Source organism: Microcoleus sp. MON1_C1 (assembly GCF_036701945.1).
Classification (GTDB): domain Bacteria; phylum Cyanobacteriota; class Cyanobacteriia; order Cyanobacteriales; family Microcoleaceae; genus Microcoleus.
Map to the genome: position 1 here is coordinate 22,529 of NZ_JAUBRO010000007.1, position 23,486 is coordinate 46,014.

Below are 23,486 nucleotides of genomic sequence, written 5' to 3' on the forward strand. Positions count from 1 at the left end.
AGATTTTAGATTTTGGATGAGACTGAGGCAAAAGTCTTCAGTCGGCGGAGGTAGACTTTGTTTGTGTAAGATCGATTTCTAATCGCACTTATGAAAAATAGTCTACAACAGCTTGGGCGATCGCCTCCGTACCATTTTTATCCAATTTATCCGACAAACGGGGCGGATGCAGCGGTTGTCGCAAAAACTCCCAATCCCCCTCAAAAAACTCCGCCGCCGTCACAATTTGATGTTCGGCATAATTTTGAAGCCATTCCAGCAATACGGGAGATTCGGCAAAGCCTTCTCTCATTATAGAAACAACAGGTATTTCCAAGCGCAAAGCTTCCGCAAAAGTGCTGTATCCCGGTTTAGAAAGTAAGCGCCCGCAGACAGGCATAATATCAACCGGACGCGGTAAACTCGGGAAAGATTTTGTAAACTCCTGATTTGTGGCTTTAATCAAATTCGGCAAATCGGGACATCCAGCATCAAAAGTGATAAATTGCCAGTCGCTAAATAGCTGTAAATTTTGATAAGGAATGTCCTCTACACCCAGTCCGCCGAAAGTCAGCAATACAGTTTTTTCCAGCGGTGTTTCTATTCCGAATACTTCCCGAACTTGCTCGTTACTGTAGCGAGGATTGCCGCCAGTTAAGCCAACATCTTGAATATTTGGGAAAGCTGGCATCGGTTCGTGTAAAGGAAGACGAAAAAGCCGATCGCACATTCCGAAACATTCAGCAATCCAATCGGCCATTTCTGCAAACTCCCCGCCCCAATCTCTATAGATAAAATCCCACCCGAAATTGGCCATCATCCAGCAAGGAACCCCAGCCGATGCCGCAATTCGCGTTGCCAAAGGAGGAATATCGGCCAGCACCAAACCCACCCGATTTTGCTTGATAAAATTAACTTCGCTTGCAATTAGCGAATTTTGCTTTTTCCGAATTTCCCGCAATTTTTCCAGTGTCGCGTCTTTATCCATATTCAAACTGTCAGCTTGCACGACTCCGACATCAAAAGCGCGGGGACGGTGGATAAAGTCGCCGCCAATGTAAGATTCTAGCAGCCAGCGAGGTGCAGTTGTTGTAATAATTAGTAAAATATCTGGATTTAACTCTTGAATTTTTGCAGCTACGGAGGAGACTGGGACAGCGTGGCCGAATCCATGATTCGTGATGGCAATATATAATGTTGGTCGAGACATTGATAATAGGGAATGGGGAATTGGGCATCGGGCATCGGGCATCGGGCATCGGGCATCGGGCATCGGGAATTGGAGGTAGAGACGGGAAGCCAGCAAGGCCAAGCTTCAAGCGACGCACAACGAACAATGACACAATTAATAACTAATGACTAATGACTAAGCGGTTGTGTATTTAACTTGTATAGCCATCCTAAATCATTTGTGAATTTCTTACTCCCTCCCCTTGATAAGGGGAGGGTTGGGGTGGGGTCAAAAATTTACGACTGCTGCAAGGATTGCTATATATTCCTGGCGTTGCTCTGAGCAACTGCCCAGAAGAGTTTTATTATTATTGACTCTAATAAAATTATTTTTTAATGATGACCGCCACTCCTCTCTTTATGAATAAATTAAAACTAAAATTTTTCCTCCTAACTTAATTATAATTGTACAGGCATCGAATATGCCCGAACCCATCAATCGGACACGCCCTCAGACCAAACAGGCAATTGATTAATCTTGTCCAGGGTTATATCTACATACTTTTTACCGTCCGCCGCTTGATTTTCCCCAAAATATCCATCATCGCCGTCGTGCTTGTGAGGGCCGCTCAAAGCTTCTGCATAGCGGCCTTGCAAACGAGCTTGATTGAAAGGAGAAGTCGCGTACCAGTACCAGCGACTCGGAAAAACTATGCCGCCAATATCCTCAATTGAATCGCGAGTGCCGCGAAAGTGGAAAATGCGATCGGCCTCTGCAAAACCATTTTGTCCCGAAAACACGCCCCCAACCGAAACAACCGTAATTTCTGCCTTCAGCCATTCTTTAAGATAGCGAGTAGCACCCAAAGCAACTTGTGCGCCGCCGCTAGTGCCAATTAAAATAACTTTCAAAGGTTGTTGAGAATTAACTGAAATGGGAGATTGAGCATTCATGCGCTCGATAATTGCATTAGCCATTCCCTGATTGTATGCAAAGCCGTAGCGATAATCTAGAGAAATTGCAAACCTCCAGAGATTGCGAATTTTGATGAATATATCCCCCGCAATCGGCCCGCTTTTTGCCTGTTCTGCAAACCGCCAAAAAGGAGCTAGCCACCGCTCTCCTCCTAAACTTTTGTTAGACGCTGAATAAGGAAAAACATCGCCCACTGCTACGCACTGCGGGTGACTTTTCACTAAACGCTTGAGAAACAACTCTTCACCAGGGGTTAATTCATCCCCCGAAAAATCGCCAACTCCCGGTAAAAAGATGATATAACAATTGAGCTGCGAAGACTTGCGGGCTTCTAGATTGCCCTTGTTTGAGGGCAATATCTCCGGCGGATTTTTCTTGAGACCCAAAGTTTCGGCACTTTGATTCAGCCACCATATAACAGTTCCCACCGGCGAAAGAATGCCCCAAATTATCAGGATTACACCTGCGATGAGCAACAAATTTAAACTTCCCCCGCGCAGCCATGCAAGTATCCGTAAAATCAATCTTAGCATTTAATAAAATCTGGTAGAATGCCAATTAATTACTTAATTACGTAGAAATAGTTCGGTGATTCTGCTGTATTAGAGCTTATTTTGTAAAAATTGTCAACTATCTTGAGGAGCAGGAGTTCAACGTGAAGGGAGAAGATTCAATTGCAGGTTTGGGGGCAACGCTTTGGAACGCACTTTCTTTGAACGGCAATTTTTACGAAAAAACTCCCTACACTGGCAGAACTAAGCGAATAGCTTTAACAATTGTAATGTTAGCTGCGCTGTCCCGCGTGTTGGGCAGTGCTATCATCTTGTTAATCAACCGAACTGAGCTATCAGTAATATTTCTAGGACTTTTCATAGAGGGTTTGGCAGTCGCGGGGGGTTATTATTTTTGGACTTTCACTATCTTTAAAATCGGGGAGTGGCTGAAGCCGGGGCACGTAAATTATGGTGAGTTGTTGGTTCCGATCGGGTTTGCTTACGCCCCCCAAGTGCTGAATTTTTTAACGCTAATTCCCTTGCTGGGAGAAGGAATAGAGCGGATATTAGCGGTCTGGAGTTTGCTAGCTGTAATTGTGGCGGTTCGCCAAGGTTTGGATATTCAAACTCGCTGGGCGGTGTTAATTTGTTTTGTGGGTTGGCCATTGATCCAAATTGCGATCGGCTTTGTGGAAGTAATTGAACAGTTGCTTTCACGATGGCTTTAATTTATCAAGACGGCAACAGTATAGTAAACTCGCTGCCCTCTCCAGGTTCCGACTTGCAAATTAACTTTCCTCCATGCTGTTCTACCACAATTTGATAACTGATAGACAATCCCAAACCAGTCCCCTTACCTACCGGTTTAGTAGTAAAAAACGGATCGAATATTTTACCCAGCACCTCCGAATTCATCCCCACACCATTATCAACAATGCGAATCGCTACTTGATTTCCTTCCGCGACTTCAGTGCAAATCTGAATTGTCGGAGTCTGTTTCGAGTCAACTTCACTTCCTCTTTCGCGACAAAAAGCATCAATCGCATTGGTCAATACATTCATAAATACCTGATTAATTTCTCCCGGATAGCAGTTCACTAAAGGCAAATTGCCGTACTCCTTGATCACTTGAATATTAAGTAATTTGTGATCCAAAATCATCAACGTGCTGTCGATACCTTCGTGGATATTAACCCATTTTCTATCTGATTCATCTAGGCGAGAAAAGTTTCGCAGCGACAGCACAATATCGCGAACTCTCGCCGCGCCCACTCTCATTGAATCTATCATTTTAGTGAAATCATTCATTAAAAACTCTAAATCTATTTGCTCTGTTTCATTTACTATTTCTCGCACGGGATTAGGGTAATTTTTTTGGTATAAACGTAATAGATGTAGTAAGTTTTCCGCGTATTCGTTGGTGTAATATAAATTTCCATAAATAAAGTTAATCGGGTTATTAATTTCGTGAGCAATTCCCCCGACCACTTGCCCTAAACTGGACATTTTTTCACTTTGAATTAGCTGCAATTGAGTGTGGCGCAGTTCTTCCAATGCAGTATGCAAATTCTCAGTTCTTTGGGCTACTCGCGTTTCCAGAATACTATAAAAACGAGCATTTTCTAGAGAAATAGCTGCTTGTGCAGACAGGATTCCCAAAATTTCTAGCCTGTCGCTAGTAAAAGCACCTTTTGTTAAATTATTTTCTAAGTAAAAAATTCCCGTAAGGTTGCCTTGATGGATAATTGGCAATACTAGGATAGATAGGGGTTGATTGGTCGCAATATAAGAGTCGAATTGGAATTGATCGGCTCGGGTAGCATCATCTAAAACCAAGTATTTTTGGGTTCTTTCTACATAGTTAATCAATGAAATTGGGAGGAGGTCGGATTCGTCAATCGGGATAGATTGTAACACGGTTACACCATTAAACTGATCTGTAAGTCCAGCTTCTATGAATAATTGATTACCTGTCTTGGCAAGAAATAATACTTTTTGAGCGCCTGCGTTTTCCTTTACAAGCTGTACGAGTTTCTCTAGCAAGCGGCTGAGAATAATTTCGCTCGAAACAGCTTGTGATGCTTTGACAACTGTTGAAAAATCCAGCACCAAACTATTGTTCATAGTAGTTTGGGCAGTGCTGATAACATTTTTTTTATGTATTACGTCTTGATGGCGCTCAACTAAATAATGATAACGGGATTCTAAGTCTTTAACTTTGGCTGTAGCTCCCCAGCGGATGTAAGCATAATAAGCTTTGGTCAGATAAGCTCGAGCACTTATCTCTTTATCCCAAGATTGATAAAACTCTCCAGCTAATTCATAAGCTAATGCTTCTTCGTGGATGTAACCGTTAGCAGCAGATCCTTTAATAGCTAAGTCATAATAATCCATGGCGGCAAGTTTATCGTTGAGAACTCGCGCTTTTTCTGCTTCGACTAACTCGTATTTATGCTGATAATTCATGGGTGCATGGTAGGCCCACTTTTTCATAAGTTGCTGATTAGAGTTAACAATAGCTAGGGATACTTCTTGATTGTCACTGTGAGGATAGTGAGCGAGGAGGGCCAGCGAATAGTAGAAATTGTGTACCCCAACAGTGATTAAGCCGATCGCCCCATCTGCGTATTCTGCCGCTAATTTACCGTGGGCAACAGCCGGAGCATAATCTTTAAATAAATAAAGCAGCATCAATTTAGCAACATAAGCTGCAAACAGCGACATTCGATTATTTTCTTTCTGCCAACGCGACATCACAGCAGGTTCATCCAACCTGCCGCTAACTAATCGTAATTGCTCTGCTGTTTTGGTTCTTAAACTTGAAGCAATTATTTGCCAAATTTTAGCATAACCTATGGCAAATTCGTGTTTATTTTTTATCAAAAATTCCATATAAATGGTTTGTTTTTTTTTGACAAAATCTAGGGGTTCTCCTACTAAGAATAAATTGGCAATATAGTGCTTAGAATTATAAATTGCCCATTCTAAGTCACCACTTTCCAAACCAAAACTCCTTCCTTCTAGAAAGGAAGGAAGTGTATTCTTAGTAGACTCTTTCCAGATTCTTATATGACCATTAAACATTACAGAAACCTTAGCTTTCTGTTGGGTAGCATTAAATTGTTCTAGCAGCTTTAAAGCGATTAGTCCAGCGTAGTAGCCAGCTTCGATGTCGCCTTCGCTGCCGCATAGGATCGTTCCATAAAGAGTATAGGGAAAAGTAGCTAATGCTGAATGACCGCGATCAATACAAAGATTGACCATAGTCAAGACAAGGGAGGACACAATTTCTGGTTTGGCAATATAAGCAGGAGGATAGAGGGCTGTCAGGATTTCCATAGCTGCCAGTTGATAAGGATCTGTCATAACTGGCAGGTTTTCTAATTCCTCAATTCGCGGCAATTTTGGCACGGGAATGGTTTGCTGATCTAATAGGTTGACTCCCAGCATTTCCAGCACTTCTAGACCTGTTTCAACCGCTTTTAGCATCTGGCTTTGAGCCTGATAAAAGAGGATCTTTAGCTGATACACTTTCACTATGTCAAGCTGATTTTTAGCCGATCGCAAAACCACTTCTGCCAAAACTTCTGCTTGCTCAAAGTTGGTGTTTAAATATTCCGCTTCCAGCGTCTCTACATACAGCCGCAGCGTCATGTCATAGTTGCGAACCCAGCTATCAGGTGCTAATAAGGAAATTCCCACATTCAAATACTTAACAGCCGGTTGGTAAGCGTTAGCTGCTTTTGCCTTATGCCCAGCCATTAAATTTAATCCTGCTAATTCATCTTTTTCTGATTGCTGGGTGAGACAATCAATTCCTACATTCAACTGGTTAATAATATCAAAAATTCTCTCTTCTACTTTATCGGGTGGCGTATTTTCAAGTAGCAATTTACCGATGCTAAGATGAGTGGCTTTCTTTTCATCATCAGGAATCAGCGAATATGCAGCTTGCTGGACGCGATCGTGCAAAAATTTATAGCCGACTCGCGAAGAATTGAAATTTAAATTAACGGCTGATTCTCGATCTAAAAATAAAGGAATAAGGTAACTCTCATTCAATGGAAGTATTAACCCTGCTTGCAAAGCATCCCAGAGTTCCGTCGCAGTGGCTGATGGAGATTTTGCGTTGACAGTAGAGAGAACATCTAGAGTGAAATTGTCCCCAACACAAGCGGCTAATTTCAAAACTTCTCGTGTAATCTCTGGCAGTTTTTGAATGCGACTGGCTACCAGTTCAACTACACTCTTATCTGTAATACCAATAGCTTGAATATCCTCAATGTTCCACTGCCACTGCCCTTTCATTCCGGTAGACAGCAGCCCGGTAAAGTCAAATTTCAAAAGTTTTTCTTGATAAAGAGTGTTGAGCAATTGCGTCACGAAAAAAGGATTGCCACCAGTTTTATTCCAAATTAACTCCGCTAAGGGGTGAATTCTTTCTGAGTCATTCAACGTCTCCGAAATTAACTCAGTTACCTGGGCTAAAGAAAGAGGTTGCAGCACCAATTTGTTGATAATAGTCCCCGTTTGTTCAAGGTACTCTACTGTTTGCATTAAAGGATGGGTAGAGCTAACTTCACGATCTCGATAGGCTCCAATTAATAGTAAATATTTGCTGTCTGGGTCAGTTGCCAGCAATTCCATTAATTTCAAGGTCGCTGAATCTGACCACTGCAAGTCATCGAGAAATATGACTAATGGATGCTCTTTTTGTGCGAATACGTGGATAAATTCTTTGAATAGCCTGTTAAAGCGGTTTTGTGCTTCTGTTGGGGCAAGTTCGGGAACAGCAGGCTGTTTGCCAATTACCAATTCTAGCTCGGGAATCACGTCAATAATTACTTGTCCGGCATTGCCTAGTGGGGCTAAAAGTTGATGTTGCCAATCTTGTATTTTTTGGCTATTTTCAGCAAGTAACTGCTGGATCAAAGATTGAAAAGCTTGAATTAAAGATGCGTAAGGTATATTCCGCTTGAATTGGTCAAATTTACCTGAAATAAAATAACCCCGCTGTCGGGTGATGGGTTTTTGAATTTCGCTAACTACGGCCGATTTGCCTATACCTGCATAACCAGACACTAGGATCAGTTCAATTTGGGAAGCAGAAGAAATTTCCTCGCAAGGATTAGCTACACGTTCAAATGCTGCTAATAGTTGACTGATTTGTGTTTCCCGACCGTACAATTTTTGAGGAATCAACAACTGACTCAATATATCTAAGTTTCCGGGCGTAAAATCGACTATCTCGCCGGTAGCTTCTAACTGATTTAAACAAATTTCTAGATCTGCCAGCAATCCGCCCGCACTTTGATATCTCTGCTCGGCATTTTTGGCAATCAGTTTCATCACAATTTGTGAGATGGCTGGTGGAATCTCTGAATTAATTTGATGGGGTACAATTGCTTGAGATGCTATGTGACTGTAAACTATCTCTAACGGGTCGTTACTCATAAATGGTAATTGACCTGTCAGCATTTCATATAAGGTAATACCGAGAGAATAAAAGTCGGTGCGGTAGTCTAGGGTGCGGTTCATTCTCCCCGTTTGTTCGGGAGACATATAAGCAAAAGTACCGACTATCGAGTTAATATTATTAATTTGGGGATTTTCTTTGGTTAATCGTGAAGCAATCCCGAAATCGGTCAGTTTAATAGTTCCTGTTTGGCTGTTGATGATAATATTGCTAGGCTTAATATCTTTGTGAATAATTTTTTGAAGGTGTAGATATTCTAAGGTTTTTATGAGTTGGATGCCAAACCTCAAACAGGTGATGACTTCGAGCTTTTTTCTGGACATGAGGCGATCGAGAGATTCACCCTCAAAGTCTTCTAAAAGCAAGCCGAGACGGTTGTCAAAGGTTTCTAGGCTAATGACTTTAACGAGGCCCGGATGGTCTAAATGTTGGCGAATGCGATACTCGTGCTTGATTCGGGTAATTGCATCAAGGGTGGGATATTCAGCTTTCAGGATTTTGAGTACGGTTGTATCCTGCTGGGTGGGGATTTTTCCTCGATAAATAATCGTTTCGATACCTTCGTGGAGAGTGCAGTGGATTTGGTATTGGGAGAGAAATTGCATGGAGTTCTCCTGAGAGTTGCAAATATATCTGATTCAAGTCGCTGTTCGCTGTTGACTGACGGCACGACCACCCTCAACCGTCAAAAGTCTTGACATGGCAACTGTTATATGCTTAATTCAACCATGTACTTAGGCCAACAAAAATCAAGCTTTATTTGCTCGAACAAGAATACAATTGGTACATAAAATGATAGTATTCATGCAATCAAGCCATTTTGCTACTATTATTCTCAATTAATATCCGATCGACAGCGGACGGCAACCACACCCCTACTATTCGGCTCTCCCCACTGTCCCTCCTCCCTTAGCAAGATACATTGTTAGAGAACGAAATACACAAAAATTTACATCTATAATTTGTGTAGTGTTCCAAATCGCTCCTCACCAGCAGCGATACAGCCCTCGCCCAGACAGTAGGATAGAAAAAATATGTTTGAACGCTTTACAGAACAAGCCATTAAAGCAATCATGCTAGCCCAAGAGGAAGCGCGGCGCCTCGGTCACAATTTTGTAGGCACCGAGCAAATTCTTCTGGGACTCGTCGGCGAAGGCACTGGCATCGCTGCAAAAGTATTACTGGATATGGGCCTCAACTTGAAAGAGGCGCGCAATGAAATCGAAAATATCATCGGTAGAGGTTCCGGGTTCCTCCCGCCTGAAATTCCTTTTACGCCCCGCGTCAAGCGCATTTTTGAGACGGCGCTCAACGAAGCGCGGCAGTTAGGCCACAATTACATCGGCACCGAGCACATCCTGCTGGGGCTGATTCAGGACGATGAAGGGGTGGCGGCGAAGGTGCTGCAAAACTTGGGGATCGATCGCCAGAGAGTCCGCACGCAGGTAATTCGTGCCGTGGGAGAAGTCGCAGCGGTACCCGGAGGTAGGGGAGATAGCGGTGATCGCAAAACCCCGACTTTAGAAGAATTCGGCACAAACCTGACCAAGTTAGCCGCAGCCGGCAAACTCGACCCCGTAGTGGGCCGCGAAAATGAAATCGAGCGCGTGATCCAAGTGCTCGGTCGCCGCACGAAGAACAATCCTGTGTTAGTAGGCGAACCGGGAGTAGGCAAAACAGCCCTCGCCGAAGGCCTAGCCCAGCGGATTGTTAATAGAAACGTCCCGGAAATTTTAGAAGACAAACAAGTAATCAGCCTCGATATGGGTTCGCTGATTGCTGGTACAAAGTTCCGAGGCGAATTTGAAGAACGGCTAACGAAAATCATGGCCGAAATTCGCGCTGCCGGCAACATCATTCTGGTAATTGATGAAATTCACACCTTAGTCGGTGCAGGCGCAATTCAAGGCAGCATGGACGCCTCCAATATGCTCAAACCCGCCCTTGCTAGAGGCGAATTGCAGTGTGTCGGCGCCACTACCTTGGAGGAATATCGCAAGCACATCGAGCGCGACGCTGCCTTAGAACGCCGCTTCCAACCGATCAAAGTCGGTGAACCGAGCGTGGCTGAAACAATAGAAATATTGTACGGGTTGCGATCGGCTTACGAACAGCATCACAGACTGACAATTTCCGATGCAGCTTTAGAAGCAGCGGCCACACTGTCAGACAGGTACATTAACGATCGGTTTTTGCCAGACAAGGCGATCGACTTAATTGACGAAGCAGGTTCCCGCGTCCGCGTGATGAATTCACAAACCCCGCCCGAAGTTAAAGAACTCAAAAAGCAACTGCCTGCAGTAACAAAAGAAAAAGATGCAGCAGTGCGCGAGCAAGACTTCGACAAAGCTGGAAAATTGCGCGATCGCGAATTAGAAATTGAAGCCGAAATCGCCGAAGCTACGATCAATAAAAGTCAGCTCAAAACTTCTCCCATCGTCACCGAAGAAGACATCGCCCACATCGTGGCTAATTGGACGGGAGTACCAGTCAGCAAGCTGACAGAATCCGAATCGGAATTGCTGCTGCACATGGAAGACACCCTGCACCAGCGCTTGATCGGTCAAGAAGAAGCTGTCAGCGCAGTTTCTCGGGCTATCCGTCGCGCGCGGGTAGGCTTGAAAAATCCCAATCGCCCGATCGCCAGTTTCATCTTTTCCGGCCCCACAGGCGTCGGCAAAACGGAACTTACAAAAGCATTGGCCACTTATTTCTTCGGTTCCGAAGAAGCCATGATTCGGTTAGATATGTCCGAATTCATGGAACGCCACACGGTTTCTAAACTTATCGGTTCGCCTCCGGGTTACGTCGGCTACGATGAAGGCGGCCAACTAACAGAAGCAGTCCGGCGCCGTCCTTACACGGTCATCTTGTTCGACGAAATCGAAAAAGCTCACCCGGATGTCTTCAACATGATGCTGCAAATCTTGGAAGACGGCCGCTTGACGGATGCTAAAGGTCGGACAGTTGACTTTAAGAATACACTGCTGATCATGACCTCCAACATCGGTTCGCGAGTGATTGAAAAAGGTGGCGGCGGTCTCGGTTTCGAGTTTGCTGAAAGTGCCGCAGACGGTCAGTACAACCGCGTTCGCAGCTTGGTAAACGAAGAACTGAAACAGGTTTTCCGTCCCGAATTTATCAACCGCTTGGATGAGATTATCGTCTTCCGCCAGTTGAACAGGGAAGAAGTGAAGCAGATTGCGGACATTATGTTGCAGCAAGTCTTCAGCCGCTTAACCGAACAGGGTATTACTTTGTCGGTGACGGACCGGTTCAAGGACTTGTTAGTTACAGAAGGCTACAATCCCAGCTACGGTGCTCGACCTTTGCGCCGCGCAATCATGCGGTTGTTGGAAGATGTACTGGCTGAGGAAATGCTGTCTGGGAAGCTGAAAGACGGCCAAAAGGCGATCGTTGATGTGGATGAAAACGGTCAGGTTAAGGTAGTGCCCGATGGTCCATCTGAGCCTAAATTGCCAGAATTTGCATTGAGCCATTAATGCCCTCTACAGACGGATAAATACTGTTGATAAAAAACCCGGTTTCTCTGAGAAACCGGGTTTTTAATTAAAAAATACTGGTTAAAAAAAAGCAACTTTAGGCAAGCTCTAAATCCTTATATAATAAGTCATATCAAATGCGGTAGCATACTCCCGCGTAAAATCCAGTCAACAGCGATGCCCTCAGCGAAGCCGAAGGGTCAACAACCACGGAGGCTGCAACCGGATTTCATCTAATTCATCTGCGTTAATCTCTGTTAATCTGCCCTCATCGGCGGTTAAAAAAAGAGAAATTTTCGGGTCGCAGATGACAAGGGATTGACGCAGATTCACGCAGATCAAGAGAATAGATATATGAATAATTCCCAGGTAATAGATTTGAGATAATTCTAAAATCTAAAATCTAAAACCTTATGAATTTTTGCTCTTTTATCCCAACACATTATCTACAGCAATTTGTATATTGGGAAAAGCTAGAATCGATAAAGTCTGACCTCGCTGGAATCTGTGAATATTTTGGTATCCCGAGGGAGAAGGTTCGCGATCAACTACTACACATTGCTCGTTAATATCTACCAGCCAAACTTCTACAATATTGTTTTCGGCATAAAGAGGAATTTTGATACTTCTGTCAGTTTCAGCGGTTGCATCCGCTACTTCCACAATGAGTAAAATATCCTCAGACTGAGGATGTCCCGATTCGTAAAAATCATCGCGCCGTCGCAGCAAGGAAATATCCGGCTCAGGTTCCGAGTAATCGTCCAATTCTACCGGATCTTGAACTCCAATGGTTACTCTCGATAATAAGCGGGTATAGAATAACTCGGTCAGACGCTTGACATGAGATGTATGCCTTCTACCGACGGCGGCCATTTGAACAATTTCTCCTCGAATTAATTCAACTTTATCATCTTTTGTCAAGATGCCAGCTTCAATCATATGATGATATTCTTTTACTGTAAATAACCGCTTGATTAACTGAGTTGTCATCATTGTTTCGTACAGGAATATTCGAGTTTTTGTCTGCGACCCAGGTTTAATAATGTGATTATTATACTACATTGACCAGTAGTCATTCAGTAGGAACGATATTGCCCGCCTTACAATCGACGAATCTAATCCCAGGATTGTAATTGCCCAACCCAATGCTGCACAAAAGCAGAAATGCGATCGCGCCGAGTTTCAAAAGTAGCAGCAATCCAGATAAACGCAATCCCAAAAGCCAAACCAATCGCCCATTTAATCAGCGGATAATCGAATATCAGAACCACCAACTGATAGAAAACATTGATTAAAAATACAGCCGTTCCCACAAACAAAAACGCCCGAACTCGCAGCGCCAAACCCGCTGCAATAGCCACCAAACTAAAAGCTGCCGCAACTAAACCGTGGCTTTGCTGAGTCAAAAGAGGTATCCCGCAAATCAGCACTGTTGCGAGCATTCGCAGATTGTGGCGCAGCGGTTTTTGTGCTGGTAATTTGAGACTGCGATCGAACTGAGCAACGTAAAGGAAAGAAAGCCCTAAAGGAGTAAAAAACCACTGCGGCTGAGTCAATCCCATTTGTCCAAACCACCTGAGCAATATCCAGTCAATTATCGCCACACTCACATAGGTAAAACGGACTTCCTGCCTTTCCCAAGCCAGGAAAACATAGAAGGCGCCAGCTATCAGCAAGCTAATCGGATAAAACTTAGCCGGACTTTCCAAAATAGTAACTATTGGAATCAGCGAAGCAATTACCTGCCAAGGCTTTTTTGACCAACCCCAGTTGTCCCAAGGCAAAATGTAAATGAAATAGGCTAATAGAGAAGCGAAGGCAACTTTCCAAGGCCCCAGCGGGCCGGAAATATACTTAACTAAAGGTGTATTGATCCAATAAAGGCGGATGCCAAAGGCTTCTAGCCAGCCCAAGTAAATCCAAATTTCTGCCCATTGGCGATCGAGATTATTTCGCCCTTGCAAGAAAGCATATTGAACTAATAAAGCACCAGTGACTAATCCTAAACTTAAGCCAGATTTAATATCATAGGCAGAAGCCCAAATCAGCAGCAAACTGCTCAAAACCCAGTGCAGGTGAGCAAATATTTTTAACTCTGCATTGGTTAAATGTAAATAATTGCTGAGCCAAGGAGATAAAATTCGATAGATATATGTTAAAGTTGTACCGAGAGTAGCCAGGACAATTAAGCCATCGCCAAAAGCTCCTCCTGGTATTTGAAAAAGTTGATATAGTAGCGATTCGTAAGCAGCAACGGATACGCCAATTAATCCTAAATAAACCAAAGGTTTGAATTCTGGCTCCCGCCTACCAATGCCGATCGCAATTAAAGACGCCCCCAACACAGTTAAACCAGTCCAATTCGTCAAAGTGTGCGATCGGAAAGTTAAACCCAATACCCCGTAAACCAAAGGTATAAAATGAATGCTAGGTAAAATTGTTGGAGCGCGGTGGCGGCGCCGCCACACATCACCCAATAATTGAGTAAACAATCCGAGAGCGATATTAGCAACTGCCAAATTAATTGTAGTGCGATCGACAAAACTCAAACCCACTGCTGTCAGCAACTCCAAACTCCAAGCCAAGGCATAAATTGCCAGAGGGGGAAGTTGGCGTAAATTTCGGAAAATAATCGCAGCCATTATCACCAAAATAGCAGCCAAAACTTCAGCAGAGGGCGGGAAACTCAAGGTACTGTCTGCGTAGAGTTCATAGGAAGAAAAAGTAATAGTTGTTAACAGTAAGCCTGCCAGTAAGATTGCCCACCCATCTAAAGCTCGATCGTAAATTTCAGCTAATTGAGAAGGCTCAGGTAAATCCCTGGAAAAACGAACAATCATGCTGCGAAGCAACCACATACACAAAACAGCGATCGCCCCAGCAATTGCCCAATCCCAACCCGACACAAAACCTAATTCATAAATCACCGCAGCTACGAAACTCAAGCCAAATCCCACTCCAATTGCAGCCGCTGGCAGCTCAACTAAATAGTAAGTATTGACTAACATCAACACCAATGCCAAGCCCAAACCAATTAACCGATATCCCGGAAAAATAAAAATTAGAACTTGTGCAAGTATTAAAGCGATCGCACTAAAGGTACTGGCAACTTGTTTGTGAGGAACCTCAGTATATTTAGCAACAGCAGTCAAAGCCAAAGGAGTCGCCAGCCAGAGCAAACTCCACTGAGGGCGATGAGTGGCAGTACCCGCACTCAAATAATTTTGCAACAAGATAAAGCTGAATCCTGCTATTGCTAAGCCTAGATACCATGAACTTTGGAACCATGCAGGATGCCAGCGGAAAAACGCAGAACTTTCTCGGGCATTTGCCGCTTTCATCCAGACAAAAAATCCCCATTCAGCAGCCATAAAAATTAATAAAATTGCCGTCCAAATATTGGGTGTCTGGTTCGGGAAAAATAAGTCAATTGCCGAACCGATCGCGCCTAAACCCATAATGTGAGTTAGGAGAACCAAAATTGCCGGATTTCCCTCGTGTTCAACAGCAGAAGCCGGGATCGAAACTCGGCGGTAATTCTCGGCAATTACGTATTTCCAAGCGATCCAACCTAAAGTTAAAGTAGATACCAATAAATTGAGCGATCGCCAAAACGGATTAACAAAACTAATAACAGTTAAAACACTCCCCAAACCGAGAGCAAGGTTTTCGCCAAAACGGGCAAGTTTAAACTTTCGCTTGCGGTAGAGCCACTGTGCCACACTTACCATTAAAATTAAATAAGGCAACAGCAGAACACCCCAAAAAGCCCAAGGAGTTTCCTGAGAGTTTGTAAGCTGAGTTAAAAATGCTACAACTTGTGTTTTAATCCCTAAAGGAAGCACTCGCCAAAACAGCCAAATACTCTGAAGTCCCGCCGCCTCAAGCATTAGCAAATCAAACTCTTGCCAAAACCGCACTAAACGGTTGTAAAAAAACCAAAAAGCCAATCCGCTAACTGCGATCGCCTGTAGCGGAATTTGGCGAAAACAAACCAGCCATCCCAAACCCAACAAACCCCCTCCCGCTAATTGCCAGTTAAAAAAGTTGCTGGGATTTGGCTGGCCGGATATATTGTTTTTAATAGTTCCAGATTGCCGGGGTTGCTGCCAATCCAGCCATGCTAAAAGCACGCCACAAATTGCCAAAGCTAAACCCATTTCAGCGATATTTACATCCTTGACAAATATCGCCCGACCCAGTAAAATTCCTAACGAATAAGCTACTAAAGCCGCTTTTTTGTAAGTCAGAAAATCTCGGCTCAAACTGAAAGCAGCGGCGAATGTTTCAGTATTTTCTCCGCGTTTGATAGATTGCAATCGTTGTTGCTGAACTTGATAAACTCTAGCAGCAGCAGTTCCCACTGTACCTAAATAAACCGCAGCCAGGGAAAAGCCTGCCAATGCCCACCCCCAGTGCAAATAACTCAATCCCAAGTGATTTAACGCGATCGAGCGAGTGATGTTTTTTCCTGAAAAGCTTTGATATTGATCTTTTATAATCCGGGCAGTTATCCAAGTCAAAATAAGTGCCGCTGCGATTGCTACCGCCCAGTCCCAAGGATACCGCCACAATCCAAAAGTATCCATTGCCCAAAAATTGATCGGCACTAGCAACAGCGTCACTTCTTGCAAAGTTTGAGCAGTCAAGTGCAAATTCTGCTGTCTGTTTGCCCAAGTGCTAATCGCCCAAAAAGTTAAAGTATAAGCTAACAAAACTCCATATTGTCCGGCGGCCGGAAATCTTTCCCACTGACTGGCAGCTAAGACTCCAGAGGAGACAACTACCATGAACACTCCTAAAAACAACAGCCACACCACGCTAATTTCTGCAATTAGCGAGTGCAAAATTTGAGCGATAAAATTAGGGGTTTGAGTAGTTTTTGTGGGCGTAGCAACGCTTTCTCTGCTGCTAGGTAATGCTTGAGGCGTTGATAAGGCAGGTACTTTTGGCTCGTTCCTAGGAGCTCGCGGGCCGTCAATTTCAGAAATGTCTACAGAAGCGGGATCTCTGAGCGGGCAGACTAAATACTGCCGGCACAATTGCTCAACCTCGGCGGGCTAAAGCAAACCCAGTCGCAGCCACGCTTCTAAACCTGTCAACAACTCAGGATGCGACGCTAAGACGCTCAATTCAATTTTGCTCGATCGACCTTTGGGAGACGACATCGGCTTAAACTTGTACTAGCTACATTCAAGCTATAGCCTAGATTAATGTCGATCGAACATGGCAACATTCCGCCATCGAAATTGGCACAATAAGTATTTATAACTAAAGAGCTGTAGCAGCCAGTGTCAACTGGTAAAAAAATCCCGCTGATGGGCTTACACCAGCGTGCATCAGCGGCTAAAAACTCCAAATTAGGACACAGCAGCGGTGTCCTTACCGATCGGCATATTGCAGCAAAGTGTCCACACTAGCATTGTGGTCTATGAAAGAAAACAAATGTTTGAAGACGAGTTTTCCCTCTGCATCCAAAACAAACTGAGCGGGCAAAGGAGCACCTAAAGCCTGACCGACTTGATAAGCCCGAAACACTTTTACGCCTGGATCAGACAGCAGAGGCATTTTCAAGCCTAAATCTTTAACCACAATTTGGCTTTGGCGATCGTCGGTACTGGCAACCATCAATAATTCTATATTGCGATCGGCAAATTTTTCCCAGTTTTCATTCAAAGCTTTAATGTGAGGAAAACAGAAAGGGCAATATTGCTTTTCAGTAAAAATCCGCGTAAAAGCCAGAACTACCGGCTTATCGCCCCGATAATTCGACAGCCGCACCAATTTGCCATTATTAATATCCGGCAATTCAAAATCTGGCGTCATCTGTCCCAGCTTCAGAACATTACTCGCCGGAACAGGCAATAAATTTTGGAAAAACCGATCGCTTAACAAGCCGCTAAAATTAGTAGAAGTCAGCATATTTCCTAATTGGGTAATTGCTAATTGCTAATTGGTAATTAAAAATCCGCTTAAATAAATGCTTCTGCGGGTACGGACACGGCAGCGCCGTGTCCCTACAAATATAAGGTGCTTAAACAGCAGCAAAGAATACCTTAGACTTGACCGGATCGGGAGTCATAGTCTTGTCACCGGGCTGCCAGCCGGCGGGACAAACTTCATCGGGGTGAGACTGCACGTGTTGGATAGCTTGCAGAGTGCGGAGAGTTTCGTCCACGTTGCGGCCGAAGGCAAGATTGTTGATAGTAGAGTGTTGGATGATGCCTTCTTTGTCGATGATGAACAGACCTCTGAGGGCAATACCTGCTTCTGGGTCGAGGACGTTGTAGTCAGAACTAATTGTTTTTTTGAGGTCAGCAACTAAGGGATAGTTAAGGTCGCCGACACCGCCTGATTTGCGGTCTGTTTGTATCCAAGCGAGGTGAGAGAATTCGCTGTCAACGGATACGCCGAGGATTTCGGTATCGATTTTCTTAAAGTCCTCGAAGCGATCGCTAAATGCTGTAATCTCAGTCGGGCACACAAAGGTGAAGTCCAAGGGGTAGAAGAACAGGACTACATACTTTTTGCCTTTATAGTCTGACAGTTTAACTGTCTTGAATTCCTGATCCACTACGGCTGTTGCTGCGAAATCGGGTGCAGCTTGACCAACCCGGAGGCATTCACTGGTCATAGATTTTGTTTCCTGTTTTACGAACTGTTACAAATATATCATACTCATAACGACTACAAGTATCTTCTCGCTCAATCAAAAAAATACGCTCTCAAATTTGAGAGCGCAGTTTTTTTGATTAAATAATGGCTCAGGCGGGATTTGAACCTGCGACCTTGGGCTTATGAGTCCCCTGCGCTAACCACTGCGCCACTGAGCCAAATCTACTTCACGATTTACTATCGTAGCACGGTAGGGCTAGCTATGTCTTGTTTTCAAGCAACACTATTTCTAATGACTTCCCGTAAAAGTTATGAGTTTTGGTAATCATTCAAAACCCATAACTTTCGACCAGTCGTTACCGAGAAGCGCTGGACGCATCGTCGGGCAGCAAAGCCATTGGATTGATAGCACCCTGTCCGGCGGGATGAATTTCAAAGTGCAAGTGCGGCCCGGTACTGAAGCCAGTGCTGCCCATTTCTGAAATTTGTTCCCCTTGAGCAACTCTCTGACCCTTTTGCACCAAAATTCGGCTGTTGTGGGCATAGACAGTCTCAGTGCCGTCAGGATGGGTAATTTCCACCAGATACCCGTAGCCGCCGTCGTTCCACTGAGCATAGGTCACCACCCCGTCTGATGCTGCCACAATTGGCGTGCCGATCGGCCCTGCAATATCAATTCCTTTGTGCATCCGTCCCCACCGCCAACCGTAGCCAGAAGTAAGAACGCCCTTAGATGGCCAAATAAACCCGCTAGCCGACTGTTGTTTGCCGTTAGGCAGATAAGTATCAGGGTTCGAAAGCGGAGGCAATTCCGGAGAAACCATGCGTCCCAAAGACGGGTTGCTTAGGGGGTCGTAACCCTCAGAACCCAAAGGAGCAGTTGCTACCATAGGCTGCTGCTGAGCAGAGGTCGGCGTCAGGTTTATCGGTTGCATTTCGGCTGCGCGAGCGGGGTCTAAACGCTCTTGCTGCTGCTTCTGAACCTGCTCAGACCACGCTCTCGATGGCGGTCTGCTGATTTCATTCTGCACCGCCTCAGTATAGTCGGGGGTGTAGAGATATGGATTGACACTTGGCATATCCTCAGACGGGTTGACCGAGGGACCGTCAGTTGGAGTCAGGGACACAGCATTGGCGCCGATCGAATTGCGCGAGGCGCGATATTCCTCTCGCAGCCTGACCACTTCTGCCCTCAAGCGTTCGGAATAAGGGTTGAGAGCTTCTGCGGTAGGGAGAGCCTCCGAATTCGACTCTGGTAAAGCGCTAGCTGGATCGGCATTTGAAGCCGGGGCGCTAGTATTTGCCACGAAGCTGATCGGCTGCGGGTATTCTCCCGTAGCTATGGCGGTAGCAGTTGCACTGGCTGGCCCAGGCAGGGCACTGGTGTCAACTGCACCTGTAAATGTTGGTTCGCCTTGAAGAGCCAGCTTCCCTGGATCGCGAATCGTTTGGGAAACTTGAGTGAGCGGAATGCTGTTAATTTGAGGAACCATCGGCGCTGAAATATTGTTCAGACCTTCCAGGTTCTCCAGGGGAGAGACAACAGGCACTGTGGGAGCGGGTGCTGCAACGCCAGCACCGGCTATTTCCGAAGTAGACGAGCTGGGGTTCAAAGATGCGGGAACCGAAGTCGCCGACCAGACAGATGTAGAGTTGGATGCAGAATAAGAGGCTGCCGCCTCCACCCCTGGATTTTTAAACCCAACTTGGGGAATTTTGAGCCGTTGATTGACATTCAGCAAGTTGGGGTTGCCGAGCTTGTTGACGGAGATCAGATCTTTGGGCGATAGGCCGTGACCTTTGGCGATCGCATCTAGGGTATCTCCCGGACGCACGCTGTAGAGAGCCTCAGCCGGCGCGGCGGTACTTCCCGCAGGGGGGACTACCACAGCCGAGGGCAAACTGGGTGTTGCCAAAGACTGTTCAATTGACTCGATTGCTCGATCGGGCGATGCTGCTTGACCTCCCCCGGAATTGGGAATTACAGGTGTGGCATCGAGGTCAGGAATAGTTGTCCCAGTTGCATATCCGGGGGAGGTCAGCGTCGGTGCTGACTCGGGCAAAAATGCCGCAGGTGTAGATAAATTTGCTCCCCCCTCCGACCCGAACATAGTTCGACCCGATTCTGTGGTGCGGTTTTCCTGTTTTTTCAAACTGTCGATCGCCCCGTCTGCATTCGGGATGTCGATCGAACTTTGTTCCGGTACCGTCGTGGCCAGCGGGGTCGCTGCGGTTGATGGCAGCGCTGTCATGGCTGCACTATCCAATGGCTCGGAGCCAGTCAGATTTAACTCTTGTTCGGGATTGACCGTCGCTGCGCGCTCTAGCGAAGCCGATGTGCTATAGCCGGCGTTCTGTTGTGGTGTGGCTTCCGTCGCAGTCGGAATTCTGAGCTGTTGGCCAACTTGGAGTAGAGTCTCGGGTTTGATGTCGTTGGCAGTTGCTAGTGCCAACGGTTCAACTTCATAATCCCGAGAAAGCTCCCAAAGGCTTTGCCCCTCCTGCACCTTAACCGTCGCGGGTTCAGAAGGTGATCCGGGCTGTTCGGCCCTGGAACCGTCAACTTGTGCCGACGTAGCGGGCCCGTTGGCCGATACTGGCTGTACTTCAGCGGTGGATTCGGATGTCGGTGCGAGTTCAGACGCGCGAGCGCTGTCTCCATTTCTCGGTAGCAGGATGCCAGAAGCACCTACCGATATTGCCAGCCCGATCGTGGCGAGAGAGCGAACTCTGCCTGTGCTGAGCGTTGTCTGTTTGGATGGTTCCGCAGAACCGTCTCTGTCGATTTCACTAGCCTGAACAGGCTTAATTTGGGGATATGTTCGTTTCAAAAAAACGACCTCCTACTGAGAAGCGCTAACTGTCCTTGGAAACACTCAAGGGGATCGCATGACGCTGAGTTTAAATCAACAAGCAAAAGTATTCTGATTGTTGACAGCTACCATGCTTAGGCCAGATTACCTTGCTTTTTAAATTTAGACAAGCTCAAACCGTCAGAAATTTTAAAATTCTCGGTCAAACCTGCTGCAATTAACCCCAAAAGCCTTACACCGCAATAGCTGGAACGAATATATAAAATCTTCGTTCGTGTAAGGCTCTGAACTCTTACCTATTATCCGACTTTATGCTAATTTCCGGACAGGCAACAACCGTATATTTACTAGATATAGTGTTCAGACCTAAGCTGGCGCTCGCTCACGCCCTAAACCGCTAAAATTCTTTATTTTTGTTGCTGAATCCTCTTGGCAGTCATTTGGTGTTGCTGATAACAATCTGTTTTTGAATGAATAAAATATATTAATGTCTGCTATCTAGATTTTCACCCCTTTGATACAAATTTCTTATATTTAAAAGAAGATTTGCCAGCCTGCGGCAGCTATTAAATATCTATATATTTATGTGTTGATAATGATTTATCCCAGCTCGCCCAACTGTCGTTTAGCCTCAAATAAACCCACAGCGGCGCTGACGGAGAGGTTCAAACTCCTGACTCCAGGCTGGCTCATAGGAATAAAAAGTGTGGCGTCGCAGGCATCCAAGACGAATTGGGGAATGCCTACAGTTTCCGAGCCAAACATCAGCCAGTCGCTGGGCTGAAATTGGAATTGCGCGTAACTGTATCGCCCGCCAGTGCTGAATCCGATCGATCGTCCCCCGCGCTGCTGCCGACAGGCCTGAAAAGCCGCTAAGTCTTCGTGGCAGTGGAGATTGACGTAGGGCCAGTAATCTAAGCCGGCCCGTTTCAGGTAGCGATCGCTAATTTCAAACCCCAGCGGGCCGACTAAATGCAGTTCCGTGCCTGTGGCAGCGCAAGTGCGGGCGATATTGCCAGTATTCGGGGGGATTTGCGGGTGAATCAAGACAAGTTGGGGCATGAAGCTAATTAAAAGGATAAAATACAGCTATTGAGAAATTTCTCCAACCACCCAAAGGTAGATCTAGCTTATAGCTTTTATTTATAACCTTTGTCGAGCTCCATTGATTAAATATTCTGATTTGTTTTTGGGCGTCGCTCTGCAACTTTTTTCAGGGAGGTTCGGGCTATTTGTATTATTGGCTGAGTACGCATAGCCAGGGGGCTAGTGAAAGCCCCTGTTATAATAACGGCGGGTACTTCAGGCAGCTAACTGGGCGCACAAGTTGTCTTCGAGTTCCCATTCTTGGTGAGCCATCCCCTGAATTCCTTGGAGAATAATACTGCGGGTGTCCGAACCGCCCTCGTGTAGCTTCAACCAGTGCTGCGCCGTGTTGCCTTCCCGGAGAATCTTTTTGAGTGGCGAGAGAAAGCAGCTAAAGCCGCGTTTTTTGGCTATAGGCCACACTTCGCGGTAAATTTCCTCAATCCAATCTCGTGCCAGAATAGTTCTGCCGTCTTGCCAATGGGTGAGTTCGGCATCCAAACTTTGCCGGGATGCAGCAATTTCGTTGGCGTCTGTGAGGGTAACTAAGTCTTCGTTACGGGTAGCCGCCGGCAAGGTGCTGAGTTCTAAGGGGTCTAAGCTGGGGTCTTCCATCATCTGCCAGATGCGAGCTTCTAGTAAGGCAGTGATGGCTAACAAAGCCAGAGGATTGACTTCGAGGTCGCAAATTCTCAGTTCGAGGCGGTTGAGACAGTAGGGGCGGCGATCGCCATTGGGCCGCACGGCAGACCACAAATGGCGGACATTTTGCATGGTGCCGAGTTCTAGCTGTTCTTCAGTCCACTGAATGTAATGCTTGTGACTTTCAAACAGGGGGACGATGGCGGGAGTTTTGGGAAACAAACCCCACCGAGTGGAATGATAGCCCGTGACTTCGCCGTCGAGGAAGGGGGAAGAGGCGCTCAAGGCCAGGTACAGCGGTGCTTCGACGCGGGCGAGGCGGATGGCCCGCATCAGCATTTCTGGTTGGGAGATGCCGATGTTGATGTGAATGCTGGCGGTGACGACTTTGGTGCCGTAGGTTTGCTCGATGTAGGTGTGGTAGGGGTTGTTGGGATCGGATCTGTAAAATCGATCGCTACCTCCGAGAGACAGGGTACTTCCCGGCAGCAAGGTATAGTCGCCCAATTGTTTTAAATACTCGCGCAACCGGACTCGCGGCTTGACTAAGGCGCACAACAGGCGATCGTAGCTGCACAGCGGGGCAGTCGTATACTCCACATTACGGCTATCAGGCTCCCGGACAAATCCGTCTAGATCGGCAACTATGCGATCGGAGAGACCGACAACCTCACCTTCGGGAGTGCCGGTATACATTTCTACTTCAAAGCCTTTTGATAGCAGCACGTTTGT

12 protein-coding genes and 1 tRNA gene are annotated in these 23,486 nt (G+C 45.7%); 2 read left to right on the top strand and 11 right to left on the bottom strand.

All coding sequences use genetic code 11. From position 1 onward, the window contains the following. Positions 1-88: 88 nt before the first annotated feature. Positions 89-1,189 (bottom strand): glycosyl transferase, encoded by a 1,101-nt coding sequence (locus QUA62_RS05640; RefSeq protein ID WP_333402905.1) that lies wholly within the window; start codon positions 1,187-1,189, stop codon positions 89-91. Positions 1,190-1,644: 455 nt separating this feature from the next. Further along, positions 1,645-2,658: a hypothetical protein gene (locus QUA62_RS05645; RefSeq protein ID WP_333402907.1), complete on the bottom strand. Its 1,014-nt coding sequence runs from the start codon at positions 2,656-2,658 to the stop codon at positions 1,645-1,647. Between the two features lie 122 nt (positions 2,659-2,780). On the opposite strand from QUA62_RS05645, the gene QUA62_RS05650 reads away from it, so the two are divergent. Then, positions 2,781-3,347 (top strand): hypothetical protein, encoded by a 567-nt coding sequence (locus QUA62_RS05650; protein ID WP_333216944.1) that lies wholly within the window; start codon positions 2,781-2,783, stop codon positions 3,345-3,347. Positions 3,348-3,351: 4 nt separating this feature from the next. Here QUA62_RS05650 and QUA62_RS05655 read toward each other — a convergent pair whose 3' ends face one another. Further along, a complete protein-coding gene (locus tag QUA62_RS05655; protein WP_333402909.1) occupies positions 3,352-8,700 on the bottom strand; it encodes an AAA family ATPase in 5,349 nt (1,782 codons plus the stop codon). Positions 8,701-9,129: 429 nt separating this feature from the next. On the opposite strand from QUA62_RS05655, the gene QUA62_RS05660 reads away from it, so the two are divergent. Continuing rightward, positions 9,130-11,598 carry an ATP-dependent Clp protease ATP-binding subunit gene (locus QUA62_RS05660; RefSeq protein ID WP_190662089.1) on the top strand — a complete coding sequence of 823 codons (2,469 nt, stop codon included), beginning with the start codon at positions 9,130-9,132 and terminating at the stop codon, positions 11,596-11,598. A gap of 429 nt (positions 11,599-12,027) precedes the next feature. On the opposite strand, the gene QUA62_RS05665 is transcribed toward QUA62_RS05660, so the two are convergent. The 8 genes from QUA62_RS05665 to gshA form a co-directional block, all read right to left on the bottom strand. Beyond that, positions 12,028-12,591 carry a Uma2 family endonuclease gene (locus QUA62_RS05665; RefSeq protein WP_333402910.1) on the bottom strand — a complete coding sequence of 188 codons (564 nt, stop codon included), beginning with the start codon at positions 12,589-12,591 and terminating at the stop codon, positions 12,028-12,030. A 122-nt stretch (positions 12,592-12,713) separates the two neighbouring features. Then, positions 12,714-16,640, bottom strand: coding sequence for a hypothetical protein (locus QUA62_RS05670; protein WP_333402912.1), 3,927 nt, complete (start codon positions 16,638-16,640; stop codon positions 12,714-12,716). A gap of 340 nt (positions 16,641-16,980) precedes the next feature. Beyond that, a complete protein-coding gene (locus QUA62_RS05675; protein ID WP_333402914.1) occupies positions 16,981-17,520 on the bottom strand; it encodes a redoxin domain-containing protein in 540 nt (179 codons plus the stop codon). Positions 17,521-17,632: 112 nt separating this feature from the next. Next, positions 17,633-18,232, bottom strand: coding sequence for a peroxiredoxin (locus tag QUA62_RS05680; RefSeq protein ID WP_333122030.1), 600 nt, complete (start codon positions 18,230-18,232; stop codon positions 17,633-17,635). Positions 18,233-18,358: 126 nt separating this feature from the next. Beyond that, positions 18,359-18,431 (bottom strand) — tRNA-Met (locus QUA62_RS05685). 138 nt (positions 18,432-18,569) lie between these two features. Beyond that, on the bottom strand, positions 18,570-21,044 hold the full coding sequence (locus tag QUA62_RS05690; protein ID WP_333402917.1) for a peptidoglycan DD-metalloendopeptidase family protein: 2,475 nt from the start codon (positions 21,042-21,044) through the stop codon (positions 18,570-18,572). Positions 21,045-21,626: 582 nt separating this feature from the next. Continuing rightward, a complete protein-coding gene (locus QUA62_RS05695; protein ID WP_190663490.1) occupies positions 21,627-22,088 on the bottom strand; it encodes a tRNA (cytidine(34)-2'-O)-methyltransferase in 462 nt (153 codons plus the stop codon). A gap of 240 nt (positions 22,089-22,328) precedes the next feature. Beyond that, on the bottom strand, positions 22,329-23,480 hold the full coding sequence (gene gshA, locus QUA62_RS05700; protein ID WP_333402919.1) for a glutamate--cysteine ligase: 1,152 nt from the start codon (positions 23,478-23,480) through the stop codon (positions 22,329-22,331). Positions 23,481-23,486: the final 6 nt, after the last annotated feature.

Bases quoted from the DNA above. Each gene is read 5' to 3' on its own strand.
- QUA62_RS05675 (WP_333402914.1), bottom strand. From the start codon at position 17,520: ATGCTGACTTCTACTAATTTTAGCGGCTTGTTAAGCGATCGGTTTTTC.
- QUA62_RS05660 (WP_190662089.1), top strand. From the start codon at position 9,130: ATGTTTGAACGCTTTACAGAACAAGCCATTAAAGCAATCATGCTAGCC.
- QUA62_RS05645 (WP_333402907.1), bottom strand. From the start codon at position 2,658: ATGCTAAGATTGATTTTACGGATACTTGCATGGCTGCGCGGGGGAAGT.
- QUA62_RS05655 (WP_333402909.1), bottom strand. From the start codon at position 8,700: ATGCAATTTCTCTCCCAATACCAAATCCACTGCACTCTCCACGAAGGT.
- QUA62_RS05665 (WP_333402910.1), bottom strand. From the start codon at position 12,591: ATGATGACAACTCAGTTAATCAAGCGGTTATTTACAGTAAAAGAATAT.
- QUA62_RS05695 (WP_190663490.1), bottom strand. From the start codon at position 22,088: ATGCCCCAACTTGTCTTGATTCACCCGCAAATCCCCCCGAATACTGGC.
- QUA62_RS05680 (WP_333122030.1), bottom strand. From the start codon at position 18,232: ATGACCAGTGAATGCCTCCGGGTTGGTCAAGCTGCACCCGATTTCGCA.
- QUA62_RS05640 (WP_333402905.1), bottom strand. From the start codon at position 1,189: ATGTCTCGACCAACATTATATATTGCCATCACGAATCATGGATTCGGC.